This is a genomic window from Endozoicomonas atrinae (genome assembly GCF_001647025.1).
Classification (GTDB): domain Bacteria; phylum Pseudomonadota; class Gammaproteobacteria; order Pseudomonadales; family Endozoicomonadaceae; genus Endozoicomonas; species Endozoicomonas atrinae.
In genome coordinates this window covers 1-12,455 of the sequence record NZ_LUKQ02000165.1, presented here as the reverse complement: position 1 = coordinate 12,455, position 12,455 = coordinate 1, and the positions used below count along the sequence as shown (strand labels likewise).

The 12,455-nt window shown below is 45.8% G+C and carries 10 protein-coding genes; 7 read left to right on the top strand and 3 right to left on the bottom strand.

The window, feature by feature from the left end; translation table 11 throughout:
• Nucleotides 1–350: 350 nt before the first annotated feature.
• Nucleotides 351–731, bottom strand: a complete 381-nt coding sequence (locus AK963_RS32240) for a hypothetical protein (RefSeq protein ID WP_139117522.1) — start codon at nucleotides 729–731, stop codon at nucleotides 351–353.
• A gap of 444 nt (nucleotides 732–1,175) precedes the next feature.
• Nucleotides 1,176–2,813, bottom strand: a complete 1,638-nt coding sequence (locus tag AK963_RS19185; RefSeq protein ID WP_066017048.1) for a hypothetical protein — start codon at nucleotides 2,811–2,813, stop codon at nucleotides 1,176–1,178.
• Between the two features lie 547 nt (nucleotides 2,814–3,360).
• Between AK963_RS19185 and AK963_RS19180 the strand changes: the two genes are divergently transcribed.
• The 4 genes from AK963_RS19180 (at nucleotide 3,361) to AK963_RS19165 (ending at nucleotide 7,743) form a co-directional block, all read left to right on the top strand.
• Nucleotides 3,361–4,866 (top strand): M81 family metallopeptidase, encoded by a 1,506-nt coding sequence (locus AK963_RS19180; protein ID WP_066017050.1) that lies wholly within the window; start codon nucleotides 3,361–3,363, stop codon nucleotides 4,864–4,866.
• A gap of 260 nt (nucleotides 4,867–5,126) precedes the next feature.
• Nucleotides 5,127–6,887 (top strand): SGNH/GDSL hydrolase family protein, encoded by a 1,761-nt coding sequence (locus AK963_RS19175; protein WP_066017047.1) that lies wholly within the window; start codon nucleotides 5,127–5,129, stop codon nucleotides 6,885–6,887.
• Between the two features lie 149 nt (nucleotides 6,888–7,036).
• Nucleotides 7,037–7,327 carry a DUF3861 domain-containing protein gene (locus tag AK963_RS19170; RefSeq protein WP_066017046.1) on the top strand — a complete coding sequence of 97 codons (291 nt, stop codon included), beginning with the start codon at nucleotides 7,037–7,039 and terminating at the stop codon, nucleotides 7,325–7,327.
• A gap of 137 nt (nucleotides 7,328–7,464) precedes the next feature.
• Nucleotides 7,465–7,743, top strand: coding sequence for a hypothetical protein (locus AK963_RS19165; RefSeq protein ID WP_066017045.1), 279 nt, complete (start codon nucleotides 7,465–7,467; stop codon nucleotides 7,741–7,743).
• A 355-nt stretch (nucleotides 7,744–8,098) separates the two neighbouring features.
• Here the strand turns inward: AK963_RS19165 and AK963_RS19160 are convergent, their stop codons facing one another.
• On the bottom strand, nucleotides 8,099–9,427 hold the full coding sequence (locus tag AK963_RS19160) for a hypothetical protein (RefSeq protein ID WP_139117521.1): 1,329 nt from the start codon (nucleotides 9,425–9,427) through the stop codon (nucleotides 8,099–8,101).
• Nucleotides 9,428–9,754: 327 nt separating this feature from the next.
• Here AK963_RS19160 and cbpA point away from each other — a divergent pair, with 327 nt between their 5' ends.
• From cbpA to AK963_RS19145, 3 genes are all read left to right on the top strand, one after another.
• Nucleotides 9,755–10,708: a curved DNA-binding protein gene (gene cbpA / locus AK963_RS19155; RefSeq protein WP_066017043.1), complete on the top strand. Its 954-nt coding sequence runs from the start codon at nucleotides 9,755–9,757 to the stop codon at nucleotides 10,706–10,708.
• The gene (locus AK963_RS19150; RefSeq protein ID WP_066017042.1) at nucleotides 10,705–11,010 is read left to right on the top strand and encodes a chaperone modulator CbpM; all 306 of its coding nucleotides are present in this window, start codon (nucleotides 10,705–10,707) and stop codon (nucleotides 11,008–11,010) included. The genes cbpA and AK963_RS19150 overlap by 4 nt, the downstream gene beginning before the upstream one ends.
• A 598-nt stretch (nucleotides 11,011–11,608) precedes the next feature.
• Nucleotides 11,609–12,385, top strand: a complete 777-nt coding sequence (locus AK963_RS19145) for a DUF1810 family protein (RefSeq protein WP_083232774.1) — start codon at nucleotides 11,609–11,611, stop codon at nucleotides 12,383–12,385.
• The last annotated feature ends 70 nt before the right edge of the window (nucleotides 12,386–12,455 follow it).

Sequence of the window (12,455 nt, the reverse complement as noted above, 5' to 3'; positions counted from 1 at the left end):
GATCATCCTGAGTTTTAATCTGACTGGCTATTTGATCTACCAGTTTTTCGTTGATTTCAACGCTCATTGTTATTCTCCATTTTGGAGTATTAACGACAAGCGTTTACACAATTTAAATTACATTCCCCGAAATCGTAGAGAAAAATCGGGGACAGGTCTGAACTTCTACATATAAAAAGCCAGGCCATATAAAGTATCAGGTGTAGTAACCAAGATCTGATCTGACACTTTCGACCAACAAACTTTGACGTTACCCTGTTAATTCTATTGTACTTTCTAACGACGCTTTTTCACTGATAACCTGAACAAAGCTGCTACAATAGAACCATATAGGTATAAAAATGACGGGGCTAACAAGAGAACCGTTCATTCAGAAAAGCCTTCACTTCCGGCGTAGAGTTTGCACCTATACTCAGTAGCATCTTGCAGCCAAGCCTCTGCCGGTTCTTTGCGCACTCAGCCAGGCGAATATCCATCAAGGCCTGGGTCTCCTGGGTAATTACAGCCCCAGCAGCCACCAGTGGGTGAAACTCATCAAGCCTGTTTGCCTTAATCGCAATATACAGACGTTGATCCAATAGAACCTGAGTCTCAGGGGTAACCATTGCTCCCAGGTTGAACAGCATGGTCATTTCTTCCATATGACCTTTCGATTCCATCACTTTTTTGAGCCGGTTATTCAGTAAGTTCTGGACTTCTGCCTGATAAAACCCTCTGTTAATTAAACTCACTTTAAGTTTTTTTGGAAAAGCTGCTGGAAGCTGATTTATGGCTCGGGCTGCCTTGACGGAATGTCCCTTTCTCTTTAGAAGGATTTTATTGATGGAAATTTCGCAATTTTCCTGCAAAGGCCTTACACTTTTGGGTTTTAACTTGTAAACAAGCCTGTATTTGAGAAAATTGCCGCTGGCGATAGCATCCTTAAACTGCTGTAAATTTTGCTGGCTTCCAACACTCGATGGGGCGTTTATCATTTTCTGCTTCTCCTTGATGATTGATTGAATTTATATGAGTAATCGGATGCAGTTCTTTAGTCATGTATCCTGTCAAAATAAAGTCTTACCAAGACAACGAAAATCTTTTCTCTTCGCCTGTGCAACGAAAAACAGAAAATCATCTCCAGGCTTCTCATCTTGCATCAATACATCATCAAAGCCTTGGTCTTATCATTTTCCTTATGAAGAGCCATAACCCGAACTATCACGGGAGCTTTGACTCTGAATACGTGGACGAATAACACTGTAATCGTGCTCTTGAAGCACCGATAAATGTTCTTCTTCCAACAAAAGGGGGTTGGCCCCATCTATTTCAGACTTATCTAAAACCTGCTTTTTTTTCAATGGCTCTGAGGGCTCGGAAATACGCCTTTTTCTGCAGTTTCCAGGTTCCGTACTAACGTCGGTCTCTGCAACTCTGCTGTTGGCGTGATCTTTAATATACCCAATGAGATATTTATAGCGCTTGATATGAGCGGCAGCATTAACCCTTTTTTCCAGAGCACTTCCTTCTTTAACCGCTATCGCTTCATAAAATCCCAGGTATTCTCTCAGTGTCTGCTGTCTGTTGACCATCTCGCTTTGTTCCGGATGTCCGGAGATCAGCTCGCGCTCCTGACAAAGCTTAACGATTTTCGCTGGCAATTCATGCACATTGATGGTGTCGAAGCCATTGTTACCATCGACTGACTTTGATTGTTCGAAAAGCGTGTTCAACCACTCTGGATGCCTGGCAAAGTAAGTAATAGCCTTGATCGCCATAACGCCACAGCTGGCATAATCCCTTTGGATCCTCTCCTTTGGTAACAATATGCTGACTCTCTTCCCTGGAAAGGCGGTCGCAATTTTGTCACGGATGAGTTTAACCAGAGGTTTCGTATGACAGCTTTCTTCACCCAGTGTTTCGTGAAGGTAGCAGTGCACATCATCACCGGATACCCGAACACAACCGGCTGTAACATGGTTATTTTCTGTATTGTCATAGACAAAATAACACGGTGCGTTTTCTGCAGCGTTCAGGGAGGCTTCTAACGCTTCGGGAGAGGCGCAATAGTGATACTGGAAGTTACCCTCCAGCTTTGCCAGCTTTTTACGCAGCGTGTGCTCAATCACCGGGCGAGTCAGGAAGTATTCACCATCATTCTCGTAATTGATGATCCCCTGCTTACAATGCACAACCGGGCCTGACTCGCGAAGCAGAGGATTGGTGGCCACCTGGTTAGACCGATGCCCCTCCGCTTTGCCAACAAACTCCCACTGTTTTTCTGCTCTGCGCAACATAATGGCCTCCCCTTTCCCAAGCCATTGGCAGCACTCCGGAATTCCAGGTCGTCGCGTTTGTGAGCAGATTTCTATAGAGCCATTTGATTGATTTTTAATAACAAACTCAGCCCCTTTTGCCGTATCGTGAAATGATGGCAGCTTGAGCCCGTAATAAGAACCAGTCGGTAGCTTTTTACCTGTAGTAATGCAGTAGATTTTTTTGCTGTGCTCTGTGGGTAGGCTTTTCTGTACAGAGCCTGTATCGATATCAATATGGAGAGGTTCTTCATTCCAGAGAAACGGTTGATAGGCTTTTTTGTGGTCTGTTAAATTACCAGGGCTTTCTTTTTCATGGTGTGAACCACACTTCACAGCCGATATTTTTCGACTGCGTATATTTTGCAGATCGGGCCAGTTAACGTCTTTCAACAGCTGGCTTCTAACCTCGGGTTTAACCCGCACCGCTTTCTCCGGCGCTCCCGATTCAATGCAGGTTGATCTCGATATCTCTAAATTGGCAAGGATTGTGGCTCTCAGTTGAGCGTATACTTCCATTTATCTAACTCCATTTTATTATCATTACTTACCAGCTGATAGCCTTGTCATTCTGATCCATCTGTTTTTAAACGGGATTTTTCGGATGTTTTATTGCCAGATGGCCTCTGCCAGCATTAGTGATCAGCCAATTTTGGACAATTGTGCAACTAAATAGTTCACTCTCCAGGCGTCTAATTTCATCAGTCAGTCGTTATCGCAGGTCAAATAAGCCCCATAGTATGCAGGTCAGCGGTTATGGTTTATCCAGCACCCAGCCAAGTACCTTAAAAAGCAAAGGAGGGTCACTTTACTCTCACATGAGCTCCAAACCAAAGCATCGTTCTGCGTGGTTCCAGAGAGGGGAAATATCTCTTCGCTGAGCTCAACCTCCAATGTGCATCCATTCAGACTCATAGTAATCACGCCTTCTGGATCCCAGCATCATGTAAAGCTCCCTGCCCAGCACTTGTCCCACTTCAGCCCCCAGATTGACTATCTTTACCTCTACGGTGTTAACAACCCCGCTCCCCTGGTAATCAATTCAAACAACAAGAAGGTTCACAGTATGCGTTCTCTGATAGCAATGCTTATGCATGAAACCAACACATTTTCCCCCATCCCAACTAACCTGCAACGATTTAAGGAATGGAGTGGATTGACTGGTACTGATGCTTTGTCTTTCTATCGGGATACCCGGTCTGCCATGGGGGCGTTTCTGGATCTGACTGAACAATGGGGTGACGAGATTGTCTGCCCTGTCGCTGCAGAAGCCATGCCTTCTGCACCCGCTGACGCAGAGACGTATGACTATCTCTCGAACCTTATTCTTGAAGAAGTTCAGAAAGGGGTGGATAGAATTTTACTGGCTCTGCATGGAGCCATGATTACTGAAAATACTCTGGATGGTGAAGGCACCCTGTTGAAACGGATCCGAGCTATTGCACCGGATATCCCTATCGCTGTGGCCCATGATTTTCATGCAAACATCACCACATCGACCGTTGAAAACTGCACAGTACTGACCGGCTATAAAACGTATCCGCACACTGACTTATATGAAACCGCTCACAAGGCTGGCAGTATTTTATATGACACCATGCAGGGCCAGTGCAACCCGGTGATGGCATGGCGTAAGCTGCCTTTGATCTCCCATACCCTGAAGCAGGGTACTGACGATGAACCCTTCAAATCATTCATAAGCCTCTGCAGGGCGGCAGAGCGCAAAACCGGTGTCCTGAGTGTATCTATCTTTGGTGGATTTCCACTGGCAGACAGTCCATACACAGGCACCTCCGTTGTCGTCGTTACAGATAATGACGACAGGCTCGCCAACCGCATCGCGACAGACATCGCCGAAGCCTGTTGGGCCAAACGTCACCTGCAGATTTATCAGCAAACCCCATTAAATCAGCAGATTCAGAAAGCAAAGGAGCTGACAGAAGGTCCGGTTATTCTGCTGGATCACTGTGATAATTGTGGCTCAGGTGGCACACAGGATGTGATGACAGTGATCCGTGAAGTAATGGAAGCTGGACTGAAAGATGTCGCCGTTGCCGCTGTCTGGGACCCTGAAGCCGTAGCCATAATGCAAACAGCCGGCATGGGGGCAGATGTGACCTTACACCTGGGAGGTAATACCGATATGCCTGCTATCCAGCAGTCCGGTCAGCCATTGGAAGTTCAGGGCAAGGTCATCAATTTAACGGATGGCTGCTTCCGGATCGATGGCCCCATGTACCAGGGTCTGGAGGTCTGCATGGGGCCTACTGCCGTATTGGATACCGGAAAAATGCAAATCATTGTCATATCCCGCCATATCGAGCCCTGGGATCCGGGAGTTTTCCACAGTGTCGGGATCGCTCCTGAACAGAAACGCTACTTGCTGCTTAAATCCCGTATTCATTACCGGGCAGGATTTGCGGACATAGCCAGACACACCCTGTTACTGGATGGTGATGGCGTTACCACCTCTGACTATCAGTTACTGAACTTTAGCCAGCTAAAACGTCCCATTTTTCCACTGGATCCTCTCTGCTCCTTTGAACCCAATACATCGCCAGATAGTTTATGATTAAAACCTTCTGATCAAAGCAAAAGCCAAAACAGGAACTCTTCTCCTATACCACCCTATAGGCAGGATTTGCTTCCGGGGTGAAATAAGGCAGATAACCAATGACTTGTAGCCATACGCTCTCAAGCATAAAAAGCACAACTAAAAAATAGTCATCAAGTAATGATAGAAAAGAAAAACGGACTCTGATCTCCAATTCATCTAACCCCATGGCCAGTCTTGGCTAGAACATATGTAAGCAATGCCATCAGGGTTCATCCATGAAAAACAGCTTGTGTATTCTGACCACCTGTTTTTTCGTTTTATTTTTTCTGCAAACCAGTGCAGCTCATGAGCAGGACATCAGTGACCCGATACTCATGAAAGCTGAACCATGGATGCCCAATACCTTACTTGTGTTTGGGGACAGCCTCTCAGACAGTCACGGTGATGATTTTCATTCGCCGAGTTCTGCACTCTCTACGTTCAATCTACTGAAAACCCTGAGGGGCGACTTCAACCTGCTGCTCGACGAACCACCTATTGATCTGAGCCAGTTTTTCTCCCGCGCCAGCAGTATCCGGAATATTGAACAAACCTTTGAACTGTATCGTGTAGAACTCCAGGCAGAAAAACGCGAACAAAGCTTTATTCGACGATTAATGACAGGGCTGGAAGAGCGTGCTGTGAATCAGCTGGAAGCACTGCTGACGAATATCCTGGTCAGCCTCAAATTCATGGAAGAGAGGGTCGACAGTCATCTGCTGGTTGCCGTGAAACGTACCGCCCGCTTTCTCCGTAAGATTGAGCATTCCACGGTTGCACGTCTGATGCCCTCCATCAAAAGTATCAGCAGGCTTCTGGCCAATAAGACTGAGGCCCTGGGCGAAATTATCAACGCAGACCTGGTCTCTATGATGCCCGCAGTGGCTGAGGATACGTTATTGTCAACCACCAGCCGGTTCGCAGAACAGATACCTCTCTTACCCGACAGCCAGCACTACGAAAAAGGTAAATGGACCACCGGCAGAGATATGGATTTGATGTGGCCCGAGGTGCTGGTCAGAATGATGTCCTATTCGAAACAGCACAAAGTGAATCTTGATAACCGGGCAATGGCTGGAAGCTGGATACTCTGTGCTGAAGGTAAGCTGGGCAGACCTGGTGCCTTCCTGAGTTCTGTGGAGGGGATCATGGATGCGGCTGTCACCCTATTTCAGGGCAGCCTCATCCCCCCCTGCGAAGGTCTGATTGTTCAGTCTTATCTGAGTCAGCGCAGGGGCAAGGTTGATAAACACACGCCAGATCCGCTGATCGCACCGGACACCCTGGTGGTCTTTTTTAATGGCGGTAATGATTTCCTGAATAACTGGCATGACCCTGATGATATTGCCCAGGAACAGGCGCAGGATATTTACAATGTGCTGCAGGCGGGGGCCCAGCGAGTTATCGTCTTTATACTGCCCGACATCACGGCCGCCCCCAGGTTTCTTAACTCCCCGGAACGACAGGAGTTGCATGAAAAGTGGCGGGTATATAGTGCCAGCCTGAGTATGAGAATTAACCTGCTAAGGGAGACATTTCCACAGCACTCTGGCTATCGTGTGATGAAGATTGATGGCGAAGAAGTGTTTGGAACACTGCGAAAAGATCCCCAATGGGATTTCGAGCACCCTATTCTGAATATTCCGATACCCGGTATGGATGATGCTGAAGAGGTTGAAAAAGAACGCCAGGCCCGCATTGTAGAAAAGCGTAAAGAGGCTGAACAGCAGCACAACATTGTGGCTCAGGAACTGCTAAGTAATGCGGCATTTGATGACAGCTGGCAACCCATCCGCGACCATTTCTCTCAGGTAATTCCCGGTAAAACCGCATTTTACAGCGACAGTGTGCATCCGAGTGCCGAGGCTCATTACGCCATTGCAGAGCAGACCTGTCAGATTCTGAAAGAACGGTTCAACATTCCCTGCGATACCAGCAACTATCCTATAGAGCTGGCTATTAAGGAAGCGCAACAACGCAAACATGAATTATTTTAGGTCACTGCAGGTCTGATCTTTTTCACTGAAAAATAGCAATCATCTCGAATGGTGTCATTGGGGGATTACTTCATGATGGTGGTAAGAATCCGGGGTTATCGCTATCTACAGCAGCTACTCTTATCAGACTTGAACTGTTGAGGCTTACCATGAAGAAAGGTCACCACTACAAAATCCGTCTTGAGCACACCCAGACCCCTGATGGTTCAACGCCAGACGATCAACCCGTTGAGTTTGATTTCATCAGCCACGATGAAATATTTGGCATACTGGAAAAGCTGAAACAACGACCGGATATCGAGCCAGAGACCGCTGCACAGTTAGGTCTGGGCATCAAGCTGTTTGGTGGCGTTCTTCTGGAACACCGAAACTCACCACTGTTTTCAACCCTTGCGCCCCATTTCTCCGACTTTATGAAAGCACTGAAAAAGTCTGGATAACATCATTTCTGGCAGGATCAGCCACGTTGTCCTGTCCATCTGCCGGGCATGCCTTGCATCCGTCAATATAAACTCTGTACTCTTCCTGCTAAACGGGTGATTTATCCCCTGAGATATTCCCAATCAGGATTTTTATAATGGATTTTGAGAACACAAATACCGAAGAACAACTAAAAGCGGTTGAGAAAAAAATGCTATGGATGCAACTGGCAGATGCACCAGCCATGATTGTTATCGGACTGGGTATGTTTGCCAAGTTCGGGCAGTCCCCGGAAACGCTTCACCCCTGGTTGGGCAATTCACTGATCGTTGACTCAGCACTGTCTGTTGCTATTCCCGTCGCAATTTTTTGTGCCTTTCAATCGTTCAGGCTGATGAAAAAAAGCAGTGAATTGAAGAAGCTGATCAACGGGTAACCAATTACTATGGCCTGGCCTGCTGGCTTACAGTCATTAGAAGATAGCAAGGCCTGATCCTGTATCTTTACCCTTTCCACAGGATAATTTTTCCAACTAAGTAGCTGGCCATATGGAATCGAATAATTCTGGGTGAGTGGATAGTTACTATGCAAGGCACAACGGCGCGAGCATAGCCGTAGCTATGTGATCGTAGCGGTAACACAGCACGCCTGCATGGATGCAGGTGGTAGGGCAACGCAGGAGCAGATTGCCGAGAGTGACTAACCACTTACTCAGAAAATATGATTTCATATGGTTAGTTACATATATTGCAACTTGCTCTATATCAATCAGTAAATACAGTAGAAACTTTCTATTGTGAATGTATGGCCGGATCTACGACAGACGTAGGCATTGGCGTCATCAACTCTTGAATTATTTTTGCTCTTTTAATAAAAGCCTGTTGCTCGGATTCTCCTATAAGCGCCCCTATCTTTTCACTAAAGTTCTTTAATAACTTAAAAAACCGATCTCTGGCTTCTTCCTGTTTTTTGGCAGCGGCTGTTGTTGTCTCCAGAGGTAAAGATAAGCCTTCACCAGAACTCCACTCAGGACTACTGTCTGATCCTGAAACCGCTTTTACCATTAAATCCTCTACCCAGTCTCTGTAGATATGACATTCACAATACAAACTATTCAATGAGTCATTACCTGTTGGAAAGCAAAGATCCATATCAATAAGTTTGATATCGACTTTTCTGATATTCGCTTCTAATGGCACAACCATAACGTTGGGCAATTTTGCCCGATCATGTCTGCCCCATAGAAAATTCAGCAATATGATCTCAGAATACACCGATGTATCAATCACCCCCTGTATTAAGAGAGTTTTCAAACTGGCTTTCTCAATATCAAACTTTTCCCCTAAATGCCCCTGACCTTGGAGATTTCTAAGGTGACGATCAGCGCTAACCCCCTTTACTTCAACCATCAAAGTACCGTACTCCTGATGATTATTCAGTCCAATTCCCATACAGGGAAGCCGGCCTGACAGCTTCAGTAATTTCGCGAGATCAAAGGCCAGTTTTGCTCTTAATGGCGCCTGAAGGAAACCACCTTTAAGGGGGTATAATTGCTTTAGATTTTCCGGGGGATTATTGAATAAGCTGATGAATGTTTCACTATCAGTCTTGTTTTCCGTTTTAAAGACAAAACTGACAGACCCACTAGAGATACCATGCAGTTTGAAGGGAATAACCGTACCAAATTTACCGCCCCCTAAAGCACCTGAATTATTTCCCTGTCCACAGTATATTTTTATGTTGTGCTCCCTCAATGTTTTCAGGGGAAATTCACTACCCTGCATTCTAACTTTCCCTTTTCTGGAGACAAGATGCCCCAGGTACAAGGATGATTCCTCATAGCACTTTTGTGGAAAAACATCTTTTACTAACTCCATATGCCGGGCTAAATACCGCTGAGAAGTACAGCTTCTCCCTCCCTCAATCCTGGTACAGTTGATGACCCCTCTTCCATGAAAACTGGTCATATTGCTTTTATTTTTTAATGTGTCTTTAATCGGTGAGGAAGGCTCACTGGCCACTCCTGAGGGTAAGCAATAACCTTCGTCTTTTTCGTTAACAGCGTTCCTGAAGATAGCCGTTTCTGAACTACATTTTATCCCGGTTGGAGGAAAGCTCACCGATACTTACCTTTTTAAGTTTTCCAATATTGATCACGAGTTAAACACTAACCCTTTACCGTTCAAGATTAAGTTTATTTCTAAATTAAATCTTGCTGATTTATTGCCTGACAAAGACCTGTCAGCTTAAAAGCACTCAACCTATAGAATTATTCAAAATAGGTTCAGGAGATTTTAATCCATGCTTTGACATAGTCACATGAACATTCTACATGCTACCGGTTACTGATTATTACCTCTTGGCTATTCCTGCTTTGGTCTATAGTTGGCTCACAGACGTTCCAATTCTGTTTATTGAAACTCCCTTGTAGCAATACTGGATGCATTATGGAATTCAAAGACTACTACAAGATTCTGGGTGTTGATCCTGATGCTGATAAGAAAACAATAAAGAACGCCTACCGAAAGCTGGCCAGGAAGTATCACCCGGATGTCAGTGACCATCATGATGCTGAAAACCAGTTCAAGGAGGTTGCTGAAGCTTATGAAGTATTGAAAGACGACGCCAAACGTGCAGAGTACGATGAAATTCGTCAGTACGGAGGATCTCAACAGGGCTTTCGCCCACCGCCTGGCTGGGAACCCTCCGGTTCCTGGAGCGATGGAGGAAATCATTTTCAGGGCGATTTTTCAGACTTTTTTTCGTCTATTTTTGGCAGTGGCTCAGGCTCTCGCGCCAGCGATTTTGGACGACACAGGACATATAGCCAGCGAGGGCAGGACATTGAAACCGAGATGCCTGTTTTTCTTGAAGACACCCTCTCAGAAGAGTCCAAAACCATCTCCTATAGCCTGCCCCACTACGATGAGCATGGGCACGTTACCGAGATGAGTAAAACCCTCAAAGTAAAAATCCCTCCCGGCGTAACCGATGGTGAGTTGATTCGCCTGAAAGGACAGGGTTCGCCCGGCATCGGCGATGGGGGCAGTGGCGATTTGTACCTGCGAATTCGGCTGGTGCCTCATCCATTGTTTGATGTAGAAGGTCATAACCTGATAATTACCCTTCCCATCGCCCCCTGGGAGGCCGCCCTTGGCGCTAAAGTGACGCTGCCGACGCTGTCTGGCAAGATTAATCTAACCATTCCAGCCAACAGTCAGAGTGGCCAGCGCTTGCGGGTAAAAGGCAAAGGTCTGCCTGGTAAACAGATGCAGGGAGATCTTTATGCGGTACTGAAAATTGTTATACCCAAAAGCAACGACAACATTAAGGAGCATTGGCAGCAACTGGCAGAACAGGCCCCCTTCGATCCGCGAGCCGAATGGAGTGAAGCCTCATGAACGATATACAGACCACCTACCTGAGTTTCACTGAAATCTGTCTGCAAACCGGTGTAGCAGAAGAAACGATCGTCGAAATTATCGAGCAGGGGATTGTAGACCCCATCGGTACTTCGCCCGGTGAATGGCGATTCAGCCCAGCTATGGTTCTGCTGACCAGAAAAGCTGTACGCCTGCACGATGACCTTGATGTGGACTGGCCGGGTATAGCCCTGGCTATTGAGCTACTGGAAAAACTGGATCGGCTTCGAGAAGAAAATCGTCACCTTAAACGGCGGCTCAGCCGCTTTGTGAGTAGTTAACGTTTCCAAAAACTTTAAGCACCTGTTTAAGAAGGTTCCATCTCCAAGGTATGTTGGCGTGTTTCTAAACCAGACTGTGTGTCCCACTGAGCTCTCAAGAAAGCGTCAACAACCCCTAAGGGTAAAAGCCTACAGCACTTTTTTCCCCATCGAAAGTCCATGTAACAACTCATCATTTACGTGAAATTACCGGTCTTGCTACTAGGGGAGAATTTTGGGTTTACTGGGTATGATCGTTTTCTTCTAGACGCCTAAAATAGGCAATATAAACAATATGTTAAATTAAAAAAGAATTAGAAAACCACAATAGTCAGCAATCCTGACTGTTTTGTTATGCCCTAACCCCGGAGTACACCGTAAGATTGTTTTAATCTTCAATTTGCCGATGGTGTCGAGAATGGATTCTGGGCTGTATATACCACAAAAACCAGCCCAAAAAAGTAGATATTCTATTGATATATCCACAAAGTCAGCATTGTCCGAAACCTTCCAAGGCAAAATTCCTTTTCAGAGTCGTGACACGTTTTTTATTTATGATGAAAGGCGATCAAAAATCAGGACCAACGTATAATTAAAAACCTGGACGGAGGGAAAGCCTATGTTGAGTAATTTGAATAGCCTGACACCAAAAGTGTTAGGTGCCTTTCGTCAAATACCAAAACATGGTTTATCGAACCCATCCTTTAACCAGCGACTGGTAATGCAGGTTGCAGCCAGGCAACCGTACAAGGCTCAACAGGCATCAGCCACTTCTCATATTGAGCGTAAGCCCTTTATATCTCAGGCCGCTATTGTAAAAGGCGTAAAGCCTTTGTCGACCAATATTCAACCAGGTATTCAACAGAGAATTCAGCAACTGTTTGACAATCAAGTGTCTGTGACACCTTCTGTAAACCCGTCTTCTAACCCCACTACTCCATTTGTCAGGGTTAAGACTGCATCATCAGCGCCTAAGCCTGCACAGCTGAAACCAACAGTCACACAGGCCACTGCTAAACCGAAGCGCTTATCAAACGACACTTTCCGGCTTCAGCGGTTTATTGACGCCCAGAATAGAGGCTACAGACACGGTACTCCACACCATCAGGCTCTTGAGGAAATGCGACGTGGCAGGAAGCAGAGTCACTGGAGCTGGTACGAGTTACCTATAGTAAATGGCTTTGGCCAGTCCAGAATGTCCCATTACTTTGCATTAAACAGCCTTGAAGAAGTTCACTCATACTATGCAAATGAAATACTCAAACCTCGCCTGTTAGAGATATTCAGCTGTATTAACAGTCATCAAAATACTCCTATTCAAGTGATAATGGGCAGCAGGTGTCATCACCGGCGTAAAAAGTCCTCAAAACACCAGTCCAAAATGACCTGTCGTTAAGTATAGCTTTTTGGGGTGGTCTGCAAGTCTGATAGTTCCAGAAAGTTAAATATTTTACTAAGCTGACTCT